We start from the raw sequence: 17,698 nt of genomic DNA on the forward strand, positions 1-17,698 counted from the left end.
CCACCCGCCACAAACAATCAATAAAACGGACACCCTATGAATTATCAGTTTAATGAAGGCGCTTTTGCGCTGTTTCCTGCTGCCTGGCAGGACACCACCATGAATATTTTGCGGGATGACGCCAGCGGACTGGCATTAGTGGTGAGCCGGGGTGTGATTCCTGAGGACAGCGATGCGGAAAAAGAGTTTCAACGTCAGTGGGACACGTTGCGCAGCCAGATGGGTCACATTCAGCAGACTGAGTTTGTTCGGGTTACGGCTGGCGCGGATAACGCTTTGCGTGCGGTAGAAGTTGAAACCGCCTTCGATCGTAACGGACAAGCCGTGTGGCAGCGACAGTTGGCGGCCCGGGTTCCGGATAGCAACATCTTAATGATTTTTACCCTCTCCGCGATGCGCGCCTTCAATGAAGAAGACGGACAGCGTTGGAGTGCCTTCAAACAAAGCTTGAGTCTGAACAACCCACGGAAAGCATAAGCTATGGATAACCGTGCGGCCCGCGTGGGCGATGAGATCATTCACTCCAGTATTTTCGCTGATATCACCAGTATTGTTGCTGAAGGCGCAGCCTACGCCGTGATCGGCGCTGCGGTCGGTGCGGCGGCAACAGCAGCAGCACCATTGCTGGGTGCAGGAATGGCTGCGGCCGGCGTGGCAGCCATTGGTTCCAGCTGTCTGCTCAGCGGCATTATTGGCGGTGTATTAGCGAACGCTGCGGGCATTTCGGATGACATCACTAAAGCGGCCGATGGGCTGGGAGACATGATATTCCCGCCTTCTCCAGCCGGTGTGATCGCTAGCGGCTCTGAGAATGTTCACGTTAATGGTCTTTTAGCTGCACGCGCGGCCGGGATGCTTACGCCTGGAGATACGCCGCCACCGGAACCGCAATCGCCCAAGAGTTTCGCAGACTATGGCGGCATGCTGCTCTCTGCGGTGGGGCAGTTTGGCAGTGCAATGTGGCAACCCACGGTCGCCTCCGCCGATGCTGGCACCTCTCCGCTGGAGCAGGACAAAGTGGCCTGTGAAAAGCACAGTGCACCGCAATATCTGGCGCAGGGATCGAAACGCGTCTTTATCAATGGCCAGCCTGCGGTGCGGGCAAAGGATAAAACCACCTGTGATGCCACGGTGAGTGACGATGTTTCCCCCAATGTCATCATTGGTGGTGAAACCGTCACTGTAAGAGAGATTAAAAGTGGCAAGGTGCCAGGCCTGGCCGTGATGATGATCGGCCTTTCCCTGATTCGTGGTCGCCCCAGCCAGATCCTGAAAAATATGCCCTGCGCGCTGGCGAGCGCCGTGGGCGGGATGATGGCGGATATGGCGATTAACGCCGCCTTCTCCTCGCTGTTCCCGGTTCATGCCTCCACCGGCGTCAAAGTTCTTAATGATGATGCCGAGCGCGATTTCTCCCTGCCTGGCCGCTTCCCGCTTAGTTTCCAACGTAGCTATAACAGCCTGACACAGCGCAGCGGATTATTTGGTTCTGGCTGGGCGACGGTGTTTGACAGCTATTTAACGCTGGATGGCAATCAGGCGACCTGGTTTGATGACAACGGGCGCGAGCTGAGCTTTGCGGTTCCCGGTGAAAAAGAGGTGCTCTACAGCATCAGCGAAGGGCTGATGGTACGGCGCAACGAACTGGGTGATATCGCCATTGCCGACGACGACGGTGCGGTATGGCGTCTGTACAGACGCACGGCCGCTGATCCGCAAGTGCTGCGGCTGGCTTCTCTGAGCGACGAGTACGGCAATGCGCTGGAGATGGGCTGGGATGAGCAGGCTCGCCTGGTGCGTATTCATGACGCGCCGCTGGCTATTGACGTCACCCTGCATTACGACGACAGGCTGCACACACGGCGTCCGACATCAGCCAGCCATTTTGATGGTGATCAGCACTGGCCATTAGCCCACTGGACCTACAATGAACAGGGCCAGCTTGCCAGCGTCACCGATGCCGCAGGCGTTGTCTCGCGTCGCTTCCGTTACAACGATGACGGGTTAATGGTCTGGCATCAACTGCCCGGCGGGCTGGAAAGCGAATATCGCTGGCAGAAACTGGATCACTGGCGCGTCGTTGAAAACCGCACCAATACCGGCGACGGCTGCCATATGCATTACGACTTAGAGGCCGCTATCACGCGCGTCTCCACCTATGACGGTCAACAGCGCGAACACCACTGGAATGCCGCAGGCCTCATCACCTGTTTTATTGATGAGCGCGGCGAGAAGTGGCGCTATGAGTGGGATGAAAACGAACTCCTGACGCGTCGTATCGATCCGCTGGGCAACGCGGTGAGCTTCACCTATGACGATCTGGGCAACCGCGTTGAAGAGAAAGATGCGGATGGCGGTGTGCAGGCGGTGCAATGGCTGTCACACCGCTCTCTGCCGACGGTCGTCGCAGGGGCAGACGGTGCCACAACGAAATACTATTACGATCCCCATCATGGCCTTGAGCGCGTGGTCAATGCGCTCGGGCAGAGTACCTTCTATAAACGGGATGAGTTTGGGCTTGTTGTCGAAGAAACTGACGCGGCGGGTAACAGCTATCGTCGCGAATTCAATGATGCCGGCCAGGTCATCCGTGAAACAGACTGTTCAGGGCTGACGACGCGCTACCGCTATCATCCCCTTGGCTGGCTCAGCTGTGTGACTGCGCCGGATGGTGAAGAAACCCGGTATCACTATGATGCAGCGGGCCGTCCTGTTCTGCTGGAGCGGGCAGAGGGCTGGGAAGAGCGGTTGCGCTGGAGCGACAACGGCCTGCCACTGGCCCATGAGTCAGCCGATGGTAAACGTAGTGAATTCCGCTACGATAATGTCGGACGCTTAATCGCCAACCGTAATGCCCAGGGTGAGACGGTTCAGCGCAGCTGGGACAGCCGCGGCCGGTTGACGGCGCTGCAAAACGAGAACGGCGAGCAGTATCAGTTCGAGTGGGGTGCAGATTCCCTGTTGCTGGCCCAGGTTGGGCTGGATGGCGTTGCCACGAAATACGATTATGACGCCGCGGGCCGCACGGTATCACGCACCTTTGCCGCCGGACATCCTCAGTCCATTACCCATCGTTACCACTGGAGCCGTGCAGGGCAACTGCTGGCGCGGACCACACCGGAAAGCCAGACGCGCTATCACTACAGCGGTGGTGGTCAACTGGGTAAAGTGTCGCAGCATCTGCCGCTGTCTGACACCGCGTGGAGCCAGCAGGCTGAGCAGGAGATTACGTTTACGTATGATGCGCTGGGCCGCATCGTAGGTGAGCAGGGGGAGCAGGGCGCACTGGCCTGGGATTACGACGCGCTGGGCAACTGCACGGCCTTAACCCTGCCGGATGGCCGTAACCTGAAACAGCTTTACTATGGCAGTGGCCATTTACTGAGCATCGCGCTGGACAACTTGCCGGTCACCGAGTTTACCCGTGACACATTGCATCGGGAACTCAGCCGCACGCAGGGCGGCCTGACCACGCGCAGTGAGTATGACCGGTTGGGCAGGCTGCGCCGCCGTGACGTTTTCAAAGGGGAAGCACAGCGCCCTGCGCCGCGCGTCTGGTCCCGTCGGCGGGACTTCGATTACGGCAACAACCTGATCCGTGAAGAGCGCGACGATAACCCGTTCAGCCAGACATTATGGAACTATGATAACGCCGGTCGGCTGCTGTCTCAGGAAGGCGCACAGCCAGGTAATGAGCAGTGGCGCTGGGATGGTGCAGGCAACCCGCTGGATCGCCATACTGCTTCCCACATCATGCATAACCGCGTCACCGAGCTGAACGGTATCCGCTGGCAGTACGATATCCATGGCCGTACCACCGAGAAGGATGACGGCCAGACCCGCTGGCGCTACCGTTACGATGGTGAGCACCGCCTGACGGACGTCATCAGCGAACCGCGGGACCGCAATAAGCCACGCGCTAAGGTGAGTTTTCGCTACGATCCGCTGGGGCGACGCATCAGTAAAACCAGCCAGCAACTGTTACAGGGCAGGCCGTCTGACAGGGCCGTCACAACGCGCTTTGTGTGGGAAGGCTATCGTCTGCTGCAGGAGATCCACGACGACATTCCGCTTACCTATGTGTACAGCGACAGCCAGAGCTATGAGCCGCTGGCCCGTATTGATGGCGTGGAAAGCCCGGAGATTTACTGGTTCCATAATGCGGCCAATGGAATGCCGGAGTTGCTGACTGACGGTGAAGGGCAAAAAGCCTGGGAAGGTGTGAACAGCCCATGGGGCAAACTTCTGCGCGAGTCTAATCAGCGCGTTCCGGGCTACAATCAGAACCTGCGTATGCAGGGCCAGTATCTGGACCGTGAAACCGGACTGCACTACAATCTGTTCCGTTATTATGATCCGGACAGTGGCCGGTTTACCCAACAGGACCCGATAGGGCTGGCGGGTGGTTTAAATACTTATGCATATGCGCCGGATCCGTTAAGCTGGATTGACCCGCTGGGGCTGAGTAGATGTTCAACGCATAAAGATGTAGAAACCCCATACGGACCAGCAACTCAATCAACCGCTCCTGAGGCTTTGGCAGCCAGATCACAAGTAGAAAACGGGGCAACGTTATATCGTGTTGGTACGACCGGGCGTAGTGAAACAGTAGGTGCACAATTCTGGGCTTTAGAACATCCCCATTCGCCGGGCTATGCGAATAGATATGGAATCCCACAGGAAAATGTGGACAGAAGTAATTTCTTGATGACTGCACGTTTAAAACCTGGGGCTGAATTTGTCACGAGGCCTGCTCCGGGGGTTGGAGAAAACTTGGGGGGTGGGATCGAAGTAGTGGTTCCGCCGGATGCTGTTGATATTCAGAACTTTAATCTCTTTTAATTATGAAAAATGACATTTATTCTCGTTCAAAAATACTAGCTGGCAAGTTGGAGAAACAGTCGGTCAATAGCGCGAATATTGCTAAGGATATTACAGATGCTATTGATTACAGCGCCACATCTGGTGAGGCCCTTATGAAAATTAAATTTCATATAAATAAGGTGTTGTCGGATGCAGAAAAATACAATGGTGAGATAGTAAAATTAGCTTTTGATATTAAGAATGATATCATCAAGTTGATTGGTTAATGTTTTCGAGGTTTAATCCGGAAGCAATCTTAACGAACCTTCCGTTTTTTTACTTTAACCTTCTGTCAGGCCATCACCGCGCTCATCCGCTGAAGTGCCTGCCAGGGTTCGCTGCGTTTTTAGAGAAGGTCATGTCAGATCGGTAGCGTGCGCGGGGAAAAAGTCCGCATCGGGATCTTCGGGTTAACGGTCTGCCGGTAAAGGCAAAGGCGTGCTCTTTAATAGGCTTTGAAAGTGGATATTAAAATATTTTGTGATTACGGCATAACTCTTGTAGATAGAGATGGGAAAATCTTTGCTTTGCTCGACTCCGGTGAGCTTGTTCCCGAATACCTTGAAGCTGAAATTAACGAAGAGGAAGCTGAAAAAGTTCAAAAAAGTCAACGGGATGCTTGTGAAGTGATAATTTCTTTAAGTGACAAAATAATAAAGGTACCGAGGAAAAAATAAAAAATTATTATTTTATATCTTTCTTTTAAAAAACGCATTCCGCTTTAAAAGTAAAAAACTCTCTATTGATGAATGTGTAAGTCAGAGAGTTTATTTTTTAACCTCAATGTGTAGGGCGTTTTATCTATGCTGACCTATCTGCAGGAAATTCAGAACTATGTTTCACTTATCTGTGTTTTCTAGGTTAACCAAGCTACGAAACTCAACATGAAACCCCTTCAATAATTGATAAACTAATCGAGAATGGCTATTTACTAAAAGTATGAAATTAATTAATTATCAGAAAAAGAAGATATTAATTCACGATGGTTTAGAAAATGCTTTCTTGATGAATGATAAGCTGATTTCGTGTCCGTACTGTGATGGCATGGTTTATTATGGATTGCACAATTCAACGGATTTAGATATGTATGAAGAAAAGAAAATGAAAGCTGTAGTCAGCAGTATTAAAGGGTTGAAGTTGACTGGAAATGAAACCCAAGAGTATCGATATAAAAATAGCCAATTAAGATTTTTTGAAACAAAATGTTCAAATGAACTGCATGATGTTTTAGTTGTTTTTACTTATAAGGAGTTACAGCCTGCTCGTTATGAGTCCTATCTTGTAGGAGTATTTGACAATAATGCCCTCAATAAAGAGTGCTCTTGATTCTGAATCAAGAGTGTTATTTTGCAATGAGGCATTTGTCTTTTAATTTTATGGCTTTTTAGTGGAAAGCTTGGTGGATAAGGTCAACTAAACAACCTGCAGGCTAACCTTTATCAGTAGACGCGGAATGAGCTGGGATGGATTGATAAGTCAGATTTTGACAAGATGTCTTATTAAGAAAATCAGATGAAGACTGAGGTCCATAAGAAGCAGATGTGTATCTTGTTTTTAAGTAAACATAGTTTTGTATATGTTAAAAGTTCATCCCCCATGGATGAGCTAAAATTAATATTAATAAAGAAAATGGAAATGTAAAATTTGGTAGTAGATTAGTTCTTTCTTTCACTTCCACTAAACAAGAGATCTTTCTGATTGAAGGTTTTCGCGCTCCGTCAATTCGTAATTCAACAGGCAGGAATTTAATATCATTTGAGGCGGTAATGGGAATAGAATCGGATTATATTGGAGATGACGCGTGGAGGAATTTAGTTGATTCATTTAGTGGGGCCTACCCAGATGAGGATGTGAAGGCTTTAGCACGAAAAATGAATGGTATGAGCGATATAGCTATAGTAGTAAATGGTAAGATTGGTCTAAAAGGTGGTCTTGAATGGAGTGAAAGAAAAATAGCAATGTTGGAAAATATTCGACCAATTGATTGCCTTAATGATGATGTGTTGTTAAAAAGACTTAAAGAGTACTTAATCGAATTGCCATGTTGACTTCAATAGAGTGACATAATGAGTTGAAGCTTAATGAATTCATGGCTAAATTCATTAAGTGTATGAAATTGATTGAATTGCGGCGTGGTTGTTAAAATTAATGATGAACTATAAGTCTCTTATAATACTGAGGTTTAAAAAATACTTTTTAATTAATAAATAATTGCATTTATAAAACGACGCACTAAAAAATATCAGTCGTGATACTATAGCTGGACTTCAGGTTGCTACTATAAGCATAATTAAAAGTAACTTCAATAAGGAGTTTTCTGTGACTGAGCTCATTTTTACAGGTTATGGTATAGACATAATAAAAAGAAATGATGATTACTACGTTCGATATGACGATGGCACAGTTGCTATGTTTGAAAAAGAATCAAAAATTACTTTTGTTGAAGCACTGAAAGCTCAAAGAAGTGAACGTGATGCCTATGAAGTTATTATTGCTACCCAATCCAGAGAAGGAGGGGTATAGCTTCAATTTTGATGGGGGCTAATTTAAAAATGAATTGATAAAATGCTTGAAAAAACATAATTCTTAAGAAGTAATAAATTAAATGATATAGAATCTGACAGGCTGAAATGTGTGCTGTGTTAGTTTATTATTGGTCATGAGTTCAGAAGCAACCATTAATCCTAATCAAGTAGTTAAGAAAATAATTGTTAAAATTTAAAATTTGGATAAAGTTATGGAAAAAGTTATTTTCAGTGGTTTTGGTATGTTTATTACTCAACAGAATGAGGAGTACTATATAAATTACGATGAGGGTGGGGTTGTTAATAAAGATGTTAAATGTAAAGTGAGTCCAGAAGAGGCATTCAAAGCTCAACAAAGTGCACAAGATGCATATGAAATCATGCTACTCACTCAAAATAGAAAGAAATTAAATCATAAATAAGGCTTGGTGTTTTTATATCTTATAAGAATTTATAAAATAATTAAATCTTATAGTTATGCAGCTTTTAGTACTTTTTGATTATAAGATATTAATTTTTTAAGCAGAGTGCCGATGGTTTGAGGTTGGCATTACGCTAGAGTTGTAATGGAATTGATGAGTTAGATGGAAAGTGGTCACTGCGGTCAGCCATATATTAACGGTCAACAGGATTACTATGGGTTTAGAAGGGTTGAGTCAAAAAATATATGATATCTTGATGTCATCCTCTTACGCTAATGAAGCCGAAGAAATTAATAATCTAATGAGTAATGTACTCACATTAAACGAAATATATCCTGTGAGGTTCTCAGCTATTGAAAGTTTACTTTCACGCTGTCATCCAAGATGGTTAGGTGATTACTATGTTAAAAATGTTTCCTATGCGGAATGGATAAGCCTTATTACGCAATTTAAAACAAAGTTGCTTCAGTTGAAATTGAAACAGACGGCAACAATTAAATATAAAAAGCATTAAGGATTGATATGTTAAACGCCATAATTGTAACTATATTAGATGATAAGAAAGTGGTGTTTGAATCGGTAGGTTGCGGCCAGGACATATCTTGTTTTTCAACGCGTGGCTTTCTGGAAAAAGGAAAATCTCACTGCGTTAGCTTTGAAAACGAAAGTGAACAAATTATAGCGATTACAAAGCTGATCGAAATCGATGCTTTATTTTCATATGGACAGGGATGGGCACCATCTCAGATCATGGATTACTTAAAAGAAAAGAATAAAATCAATATGTCTTATAAAGAAATAGCATGGAGTGGGTCAGGAAATTACGTTATAACAGAAAGATAACAACCTGGTTTTACAATCCAGGACTTTACCCAAAGCGTTTCCCTGTTGAGCCAGTGCAAAGAGAACTTGTTAAGCAACTCGCGCAGGTCGTGACGAGCGCAGCGGCTGTGGCAGGCAGTGCTGTCAGTGGTATCATTGCTGCTCCCGGTAACGTGCCACGCACCGGGCGCTATATTGTGGGAACCATTCAATCGTTGGCGGTATTTTAATGCAATTTTTATCATGGCTTGTCGGGCGTAATATCGCTGAATTACTGCAACATGGTCGCGAAATAGATCAGGTAATCGCACGACAGGATAAGTCCATACTAGCCCGTTCCACTCCAGAGCTTGAACGTTATTTTACACAGCCTTCCGGGTCGCTTCCCAGGCAAAACGGCTTCCCGGTTGCAATAGTTCTGATGCTGTTGCTGGTCGCCTTTGCATTTAATTTGCTGACATTTCTGCACGCGTTACCTCCGCTCAGCCCACAAGTACATGCGTTGAGTTTTTTTGTTCCCTCAATCGTCATTATTGGCGCGATACTCACGGCCAGTTACCTGCTTGCGCGAGGCCAAACAGCCGGTGTGGCGGGGCTGGCTTACGTCTGTGCGATGTTGCTTATATCGACCGTTTTACTATTGATTTACAGCATTGTTAAGGGTAGCCACTCGGGACTGTGGCTGCTTCTGGCATTGGTTGCTTTGGCTGGTGCTCGCTGGATACTTAACGGGCAGGCTTTCATCCTGTTTGCCATTTACTGCCGGACACAACGCCTCGCCAGCGTTGCCCGGCAGCGTCGCATGAAATAGCCCGCAGGTTGGTCTGTGGTATCCTCTTTGCAGACCAACTCATTCCCCCATTCCGCCCACATCCCCTTTTTTATCCTCGCGTTGAATCACACTCAACACGATAACGCTGTCTCCCGTCTTCTAAAATCCACCACACATCTCCAAATATATCCCTTCCTGTCACCCTAAATAGATTCCGGCCTTACTTACTTCTGTTAAACCTTCCCTTATCAAATCAAGTGATCTGACGCTCATAACGTTTTTTTATTTAGACCTGCCTCCCATTTCTGGCCCGCTCTGCCGCAGACATCTTCCGCACCTTAGCGGAAACCGCTTGTGTTTACATACCTTAGGTTTCCGTTAGGCTTTTCATCAAGGTACGGAACAATCCGGCAAGAGGGAAACCATGCTTATTGATCGCGAAAGCATATTCTTAAATAAAGCATTTACCAGTAAAGACGAAGTATTCGATTTTATCGCTTCACATGCGGTTGCTCAGGGATGGGCGATGAGCGTGGAGGAAATAAAAACCGACCTCTGGCTGCGGGAACAGGAATATTCCACAGGCTTTGAGAGCCAAATCGCCATGCCTCATGCCAAAACGGAAAACGTAATAAAGGCCGGCGTGATTTTTATTCGTCTGAATGACGCAATTGAATGGCAAAGTCTGGATGGAGAACCCATCAAAATAATCTTCGCACTGTTGGTGCCAAAATCGGGTGCCAGTATTCTGCATCTAAAAATCATCAACGCGCTCGCAAGTCAGATTGTCGATGACGATTTCAGGCAAGCGTTGTTTACGATCGAAAATAAGGATGCCCTGCATCAGTTTATGATGCAACGAATCCAGTTTAAGGAGGAAGCATGAATATTGTAGGCGTCACGTCCTGTATTGCTGGCTTAGCGCATACACCGATGGCAGCGAAATCGCTGGAAAAAGCGGGGCGCAAGTTGGGACATCAGGTGCATATCGAACAGCAAGGGGCGATGGGGATGATCGATAAATTAACCCCGGAACATATTGCTGAAGCGGACTTTGTGTTGATTGCCGCCGATCGCTCGATTGAAGAAGAAGAGCGCTTCGCCGGTAAGACCGTAATCAGGGTGAAAATCAGCCAGTGCGTCGGACATGCAGCCGAGGTCATTACAAAATGCGTGGCGGCTGTCGAGGCGCGCCGTAACCCGTGATATTGGTGACAAAATGAAAAAAACTATGGTCAATATCAAAAACCATTTAATGACCGGTATCTCTTTTGCGCTGCCTGTCATTATTGCCGGATCGTTAGTGGTCGCGGTGGCCAAAATTATCGGTATCCTGCTTGGCGAACCTAATCTGGACAGCTTCGCTCACAGTAGCGGCCTGGAGAAATGGCTGTATCTTGCCCAGGATATCGGATTTAAAATTATTGGCTTAATGAATTATGTCTTAGGTGCCTATGTCGCCTATTCCATTGCAGGTAAAAAAGGTCTGGCTCCGGGTTTTGCGGCGGGTCTGATTGCCTCTGTCACCGGCTCAGGTTTTTTGGGCGCCGTACTGGGCGGCTTGCTGGCAGGCTACTCCGCGGAATGGGTATCCCGGAAGATCCGCATCACTGGTTCTGCCGCCTCGTCCGTGCCCCTTATCATCTTGCCGTTTATTACTGTTGGGCTGCAGGTTGTGGTGATGCTGTTGCTGCTGGGCGATGTCCTGTCCTGGCTTAACAGTTCGCTGATGGCCTGGGTCCAGCGTATGACCGAAGACGGCACCAATACGGTGGTGCTGGCTGCGGTACTGGGTGGGATGATCTGTTTTGACCTGGGGGGGCCGGTAAATAAAGCCGCATGGGGAACGGCAAATGTGCTGTTTATGAGTGGCGTGTATTTACCGGCCATTTTAGTGAATGTCGCCATTATTATTCCCCCCTTAGGCTACGCCGCTGCACGATTCCTCCGTCCCGGTAATTTCAGTGAGACTTTAAAAGAAGCCGGAAATGGCTCGGTCATTATGGGCATTTTAGGTATTTCGGAAGGGGCGATTCCATTTACCTTAAAAAATCCGGCGCGATTAATTCCGTTAAACATACTGGCAGGGGCCATGGGTTCAATGACCGTGGCGCTGTTTAAAGCCTATCCCATTATGCCGCCACTGGGTGGATTGTATGGTGGCTTTACCGTGGGGAATGCATGGGCTTACTTTCTCGGTGCATTGGTCGGGACTCTGATTATAGCCATAGGTGCAAATTTCTTAGTGAATTTTAATGAGTCGGAAATCATCAACGAAAATATCAATAACGCCTCCAATGATATTGAAATTAAATTTGACTAAAAATTTATTTTAGTAAGGTTAATAACATGAAGAAACGCATGGTTCATCTCTATACGCATACTCACTGGGACCAGGAGTGGTATTTTACCTCATCACGTTCGCGTATTTATTTGTTTAACCATATCAAAAACCTTATCCAGGTGCTGGAGGGTAATCCAGACTTTCCCTGTTATTTACTTGATGCGCAAAGTTCACTTATCGAAAGCTATCTTCAGTGGGCTCCTGAGGATCGAGCCAGACTCACGAAACTGATCGCCGATGAGCGTTTGCTGACCGGCCCCTGGTTTACCCAAACAGATCAGTTGGTGATTCATCAGGAGTCTGTTGTCAGGAATTTGTTTTACGGTATGGAAGTGGCTCAACGCCATGGCAACGTAATGAAGCTGGGCTATGTCCCTGACTGCTTTGGGCAGGGCGGCAATATGCCGCAACTCTATCGCCAGTTCGGTATCAATCACGCCTTGTTCTGGCGCGGCATCGCCGATAATACGCTGCACGAAACAGAATTTTTCTGGCAGGGTGATAATGGTGACCGGGTTTTTGCCCTGCAAATGCCATGGGGATACCACTATGGTGGCCTGCTGGATGAAACGCCTGAAACCATGAAAGCCTTTCTTGATGAGAAGATGGCGGCTATAGAAGCGCGCAGTCATCGCCAGCACCTGCTGTTTCCTCATGGCTTCGACCAGGCTCCCGTGCGCCGCAACTTGCCAGAATTAGTCGAGCAGTTTAATGCCCGTGATGATAGCCGCCATTATCAAATCAGCAACCCGCTGACATTTATCAAGGCGCTGGAGCAGGATGTGGGCACCGACGCGCGGACATTAGAAGGTGAACTCACCGAAGCCAAACATTCACGGGTACATAAAACGATCTTTTCCTGCCGTGCTGACCTGAAGCTACTCAACAATGAGACTGAAGCGCTGCTGGTTAACACGCTTGAGCCCATACTGGCCATCAGCCAGAGCCTTGGGCATGCTTATCCAAAGCATATTGTTGCCGACATCTGGAAACGCATGTTTTATAACGCGGCGCATGACAGCATCGGCGGATGTAACAGCGATGATACCAATCAGGATGTCTTCTTCCGCTATAAAGAAGCAAAAGGGCTGGCGCAGAATTTACTGGAGTTACATACAAGGCTTATCACAGAGCGCATTCCGCGCCATCATGATTTTACCTTTACCGTGTTTAATCCTCTGCCGTGGCAGGTAGCTCCGCAAATAACTTTCGAGGCCTGGTTGCCCGGGTTGCCTTTTACCTTACGTGACAACAACGGTGAGGCTATTCCCTGCGTTATTGAGCAGCAGCAGGACCTCACTCAGTATGTACTTAACCAGAGTATCCGTTTAGATCCGGGCAAGCCCTGGCACAAACCCGAAAAAGTCTATCGCACGCGACTCACCGCCAAAAGTCCTGGCTTACCCGCGCTGGGCTATTGCCGTTGGTATATGGATTTTGCTGAAGACGGGGCCACTAAGCCTGATACCAGCAACCAGACCAGTATCGAAAATGACTATTACCACATCCAGGTAGAAGCAAATGGCTTGCTGACGATTACCGATAAGCTGAGTGGGAAAGGCTATAAGCGGCAGATGCTGTTTGTGGAAAATGGTGACGATGGCGATTCTTATAATTATTCCCCGCCGCGTGCTGACTGGATCATTACCTCCGAAAACAGCATGACGGCAGTGCAAAGTCAGAAAAGTGCGATCAGCCAAAGTCTGTTGCTTACGTATGCCCTTAAGGTGCCGGGTGATCTGACCGAAAGGGCGGCAAGAGTGACATCTGCAACGCTCAATTTGTCCGTAAACATCAGGTTACAGGACGACGATCTCATCCGGTTTACCCTGGATGTCGATAATAATGGCCTGAGCCACCGCCTTTGTGTGCACTTTGCCACGGATATCTGTGCCAACGTGTCATGTGCCGATCAATTGTTCGGCGTCGTAACCCGGCCTGTGCAGTTAACTAATGCGCTTCACCTGTGGGAAGAAGAACGCTGGCAGGAAAAGCCGATCTCGATTGAACCGATGCAAAGCTATGTCAATGTGCATGACGAGCAGCACGGCTTTACGCTGCACACCAATGGCGTTCGTGAATACGAAATCGTAGGGGATGATTTCAATACGCTCTCGCTGACGCTGTTCCGCACGTTTGGCTTTATGGGTAAAGAAAATCTGCTTTATCGGCCGGGCCGCGCGTCCGGTGAAAGTATCGTAGAAACGCCTGATGCCCAGCTGTTGAAAACCTTGTCATTTGCGTTTGGCTGGCGAACTTACCGCGGCACATTCGATGAGGCCCAACATGCCCGCGTGTCGAAAACCTGGCTGACCGAGTTTCCCGTTTATCAGGACAGCGACTTCCTGAACGGACGACTGCGTTTTTGTTGGAATGATGAGAAACGCGATTATCCCGAAACCTACAGTGCGCTGAATCTGCCCGCGACGTTCAGGGATGCGCTGGTCAGTGCGGTGAAATGTGCGGAAGACCACAGCGGAATCATTGTCAGATTTTATAATCCCCATCTCGAAACCGACGTCGTCATTCCATCACTCCCGAATGCACACTTCGTGATGCTGGATGAGGTGACGCCCATGCCGACGCGCCTGATGCTCAGGCCAAATGATGTGCAGACGGTGCAGATTAAACGGATATAACCATGAGACTGTTCACCAGCAAACGGGTCAGGGACATCTTCATGACACTCGCGCAGGGCGATATCACCCAGTCCGCTCTGGCAAAAGAGATGAAGGTGTCGACAAGGACCATCCGTACTGACCTCAAAGAAGTGGGCGATATTGTCAGGCAGTCTGGTAACCGTCTTATCTATACGCGCAAAAAGGGCTTCTCTTTACAGATTAGCGATCCCGATGCCTTGCATCTGTTACTGCATCAGTGCCAACAACCCTGGAAAGAAACACGTTCGGGTGCGGAGCGTCGCGCGGCCATGCTGGAGGCACTGCTGTCTGATGAGCAGGGCGTGATGCTTGCTGAGCTGGAAGCCGAATGGTTTATCAGTATTTACAGTCTCAGAAATGATATGGCTTTGCTGAAGCGTCACGTTTCTCTCTATCAATTGCGTATCGTGTCGGAGGGCGATGACATCTTTAAGCTTAAAGGCAGCGAAATTGCCTTTCGGCGCTGTATATACGACCACCAACTGCGGCTCACGCAGGCCACTGACGGCGGTAATAATACCGACCTGGTCAGGGCTTATCCAGACTGTAGAAACGTGTTAAGTCGCTTTCTTAGCGATAAAAAGCTCGAAATAAGCGACGCGAACCTGCATTTTTTAAGTCTGATCATCGCTATTGCCCAGGAGAGAATGGCGCGAGGGAAATGGCTACTGGATTTTGAATTTTGTGATGCCGGGCCTGGTTGGAAGATGCTTGCTGAAGCCTTACTTCAGTCATTATGGATTAACCCAGCCGTGCCGTTTCCGCAAAGTGAAATAGATTTCACGGCCATGAACCTTATTGCCTTTTGTACCACCACCTCCAGCCACGATTGGGTCCCTGAGGCGTATTCTGTTGAACGCACAATCATGAATCACTTTTTGAGCTACGTGAGTACATCGTGGTTTATTAACGTGAATTACGACGCGCTGTCACAGGCTACGCTGTTAAGCCATATCAGAGCCATGCGCGTTCGCGTCAACAACGCGATTACGATTGTTAACCCGCTACTCGAACAAATAAAGTGCCACTATCCGTTAATGTATGAATTAACGCTCAGTGCATTCAGCGAATTAGATCAGTTTTTCACGGCTACCATCAGTGCCGATGAAATCGGTTATCTGGTGATGCATATTGGTGCGATTCTGGAAGAAAGTATCTGCCATCAGAGTGGTCAAGGGATGCGGGCGCTGGTGGTCAGCGATCAGGGAATGGCATCGACGCGGGTTGTCTGTCAAAAAATCATGAGCCTGTATCCGGGTTTGCACATCGTCAGGCAGATCTCCGTTGAGCAATATAGTCTGATGTCTCACGTTGAAGAAGATATTGTTATCAGTCTGGTCAATATCGTTGAAAAGAATAAACGTATTATTCTATTGCCACCGTTTCCGGAAAGATGGCAGCTTGAGAATATAAAATATTATCTGGTGTCTGAAACACAACCTGTTAATGCGATGCTTAATTATTTCTCAGCTGACAACTTTTTTGTCCTCAATGCGGGGGATTATACTAAGTCATCGTTAATCACCTTTCTTTGCGACAGATTAAACGCGCAGGCGCGGGTGAATGATCATTTCCTGGCGTCTGTATTAGATCGGGAAATGCGTGCATCCACGCTGCTGGATGACAAAATCGCCATTCCTCATCCTTTAGCGCCCATTGCGTTAAGTACCCTGGTCTCCGTTGCCATTTTTCCCGATGGCATTGAATGGGATACCGGCAAACGGGTAAAACTGGTTTTCATGTTGGCCATCAGTGAAGACCACTTCATTGACAGTATGTTGATATATGATTTCCTCACCAATATTCTGCACGACGATATTATCGAAAAGATCAGTCAGTGTAATAACTATAACGAATTTATTACGACCTCAAAAAAATACTTCCCTTAAAGGTTTTATTCACTCAGGGTTATTTAGCATAAGGAGTTGGCTATGAAATACCGTCATTATTTCTGGGGGTTGGTTTTTGTCTCTTCAGCATCCTTTTCCGCGATGACATTTGATACAGAACAAGGTGCGCTTACACTCTATGGCGATGTTGAGTTCAATCTCGACGGTGCAAGCAGAACGGGCCAGATTACCTCATTAAAAACCAGTGCTGATAAAAACTGGAAGGCAGGAGAGGCGGAACGCTGGGATATCAATGGCCGAATTCTAATCGGGCTGGATGGTTACCGTAGCATGGCGGATAAATCCTTTGCAGGCTTTAGCGTGCAACCGCTGGCTGACCTGTCAGGCGGGCTTGAGTTAGACGATGCCGCCTTTTTCTTCGGTCAGGAAAAAGACTGGAAGGTGAAAGTGGGTCGTTACGAAGCCTTTGATATGTTCCCGCTTAACCAGGACACGCTTATCGAGTATTCCGGCAACACCGCTAACGATCTCTATGAAGATGGCTATGGCTATATCTACATGATGAAAGAGGCGCGTGGCCGAGGATCTGCGGGTGCCATCCAGCTGAGCAAAACAATGGGGCGTTTTTATTTTGAATTAAATACCATGGCGAATGACGGAACCAAATTGTTTCAAAATGGTGAATACCATGGCAATACGCTTGAGCATAAAAAGAATGTGATCTATCTGCGTCCGGTTATCGCCTGGAACGGTAACGATGTAACGGCGGCGGTCGCCATGGAAAGCAATGTGGTGAGCAATGCGTATGGTTATACGGACCAAAATGGTCAGTTTCAGGATCAGTCCGGGCGCAACGGTTACGGTGCAACGCTAAGCTGGAATGGCCAGCGCGCCAACCCGGATAATGGCGCAGTCATCAATCTAAGCACGGCGTATATGGACGCGAAGAAAGAGCAAAACTTCAGTGCGGGTCTGAATGGCTTATGGCGTGATATTCAACTCGGCTATATCTATGCGCGCAACGATGTTAAAGAATTTACGCTGCAGCATCTCCCTACAGCCAGCCTGAGCGACTTCATTTTAGGGAAGTATGACATTCACACCGTGCATTCCTCGTACCGTTTTCGCAATGTAATGAATATGCAAAATTTCGATATCTATCTGGGCGCTTACTGGTCTCAGGTTCATGCCGATAACCATAGCGGAAATAAAGATCGTTACGGCACCCGAGTCAGGTTCAAATATCACTTCTGATCACCGGCTGATGCTCTCTGTACTGGCTCTGACGCGTCATACAGAGAGCGGTCCTGCTGGCCGTGACATCTGTCACAGAACAGGTGACAGTCACCTTAAAAAAATTTTTTCATCCTCTTGAAATTCCCCGAAACGATCCTATAAATTTCTCTGAGCAACGGGGAAGGTCCCCACGCAGATGAGCTT

At 48.0% G+C, this 17,698-nt stretch carries 17 protein-coding genes; all 17 read left to right on the forward strand.

What is annotated here, in order from left to right; genetic code table 11:
* The first annotated feature begins 36 nt into the window (after positions 1–36).
* Entirely contained in the window at positions 37–477 is a 441-nt protein-coding gene (locus tag CMR03_RS00005) for a DcrB-related protein (protein ID WP_096010411.1), read from the forward strand.
* Between the two features lie 3 nt (positions 478–480).
* Entirely contained in the window at positions 481–4,842 is a 4,362-nt protein-coding gene (locus CMR03_RS00010; RefSeq protein WP_244181272.1) for an RHS repeat-associated core domain-containing protein, read from the forward strand.
* 2 nt (positions 4,843–4,844) lie between these two features.
* A complete protein-coding gene (locus tag CMR03_RS00015) occupies positions 4,845–5,090 on the forward strand; it encodes a hypothetical protein (RefSeq protein WP_096010412.1) in 246 nt (81 codons plus the stop codon).
* Between the two features lie 234 nt (positions 5,091–5,324).
* A complete protein-coding gene (locus tag CMR03_RS00020) occupies positions 5,325–5,540 on the forward strand; it encodes a hypothetical protein (RefSeq protein ID WP_096010413.1) in 216 nt (71 codons plus the stop codon).
* 262 nt (positions 5,541–5,802) lie between these two features.
* Entirely contained in the window at positions 5,803–6,189 is a 387-nt protein-coding gene (locus CMR03_RS00025) for a hypothetical protein (RefSeq protein WP_096010414.1), read from the forward strand.
* Between the two features lie 440 nt (positions 6,190–6,629).
* Positions 6,630–6,911: a hypothetical protein gene (locus CMR03_RS00030; RefSeq protein WP_096010415.1), complete on the forward strand. Its 282-nt coding sequence runs from the start codon at positions 6,630–6,632 to the stop codon at positions 6,909–6,911.
* Between the two features lie 271 nt (positions 6,912–7,182).
* On the forward strand, positions 7,183–7,386 hold the full coding sequence (locus CMR03_RS00035; RefSeq protein WP_096010416.1) for a hypothetical protein: 204 nt from the start codon (positions 7,183–7,185) through the stop codon (positions 7,384–7,386).
* A gap of 214 nt (positions 7,387–7,600) precedes the next feature.
* Entirely contained in the window at positions 7,601–7,810 is a 210-nt protein-coding gene (locus CMR03_RS00040) for a hypothetical protein (RefSeq protein ID WP_096010417.1), read from the forward strand.
* Positions 7,811–8,024: 214 nt separating this feature from the next.
* A complete protein-coding gene (locus CMR03_RS00045) occupies positions 8,025–8,324 on the forward strand; it encodes a hypothetical protein (protein WP_096010418.1) in 300 nt (99 codons plus the stop codon).
* Between the two features lie 8 nt (positions 8,325–8,332).
* On the forward strand, positions 8,333–8,653 hold the full coding sequence (locus CMR03_RS00050; RefSeq protein WP_096010419.1) for a hypothetical protein: 321 nt from the start codon (positions 8,333–8,335) through the stop codon (positions 8,651–8,653).
* A 208-nt stretch (positions 8,654–8,861) separates the two neighbouring features.
* Positions 8,862–9,443 carry a hypothetical protein gene (locus CMR03_RS00060; protein ID WP_096010420.1) on the forward strand — a complete coding sequence of 194 codons (582 nt, stop codon included), beginning with the start codon at positions 8,862–8,864 and terminating at the stop codon, positions 9,441–9,443.
* Positions 9,444–9,828: 385 nt separating this feature from the next.
* On the forward strand, positions 9,829–10,290 hold the full coding sequence (locus tag CMR03_RS00065; protein ID WP_096010421.1) for a PTS sugar transporter subunit IIA: 462 nt from the start codon (positions 9,829–9,831) through the stop codon (positions 10,288–10,290).
* Positions 10,287–10,610 carry a PTS fructose transporter subunit IIB gene (locus CMR03_RS00070; RefSeq protein WP_063880021.1) on the forward strand — a complete coding sequence of 108 codons (324 nt, stop codon included), beginning with the start codon at positions 10,287–10,289 and terminating at the stop codon, positions 10,608–10,610. The genes CMR03_RS00065 and CMR03_RS00070 overlap by 4 nt, the downstream gene beginning before the upstream one ends.
* Before the next feature lie 13 nt (positions 10,611–10,623).
* Positions 10,624–11,727, forward strand: coding sequence for a PTS fructose transporter subunit IIC (locus CMR03_RS00075; protein ID WP_244181275.1), 1,104 nt, complete (start codon positions 10,624–10,626; stop codon positions 11,725–11,727).
* 26 nt (positions 11,728–11,753) lie between these two features.
* Positions 11,754–14,387, forward strand: coding sequence for a mannosylglycerate hydrolase (gene mngB, locus CMR03_RS00080; RefSeq protein WP_096010423.1), 2,634 nt, complete (start codon positions 11,754–11,756; stop codon positions 14,385–14,387).
* A 41-nt stretch (positions 14,388–14,428) separates the two neighbouring features.
* Complete coding sequence (locus tag CMR03_RS00085; RefSeq protein ID WP_244181277.1) at positions 14,429–16,297, forward strand: BglG family transcription antiterminator; 1,869 nt, start codon at positions 14,429–14,431, stop codon at positions 16,295–16,297.
* A 42-nt stretch (positions 16,298–16,339) separates the two neighbouring features.
* A complete protein-coding gene (locus CMR03_RS00090) occupies positions 16,340–17,512 on the forward strand; it encodes a carbohydrate porin (RefSeq protein ID WP_096010425.1) in 1,173 nt (390 codons plus the stop codon).
* Positions 17,513–17,698 lie beyond the last annotated feature (186 nt).

The sequence above is a fragment of the Pantoea allii genome (genome assembly GCF_002307475.1).
GTDB lineage: Bacteria > Pseudomonadota > Gammaproteobacteria > Enterobacterales > Enterobacteriaceae > Pantoea > Pantoea allii.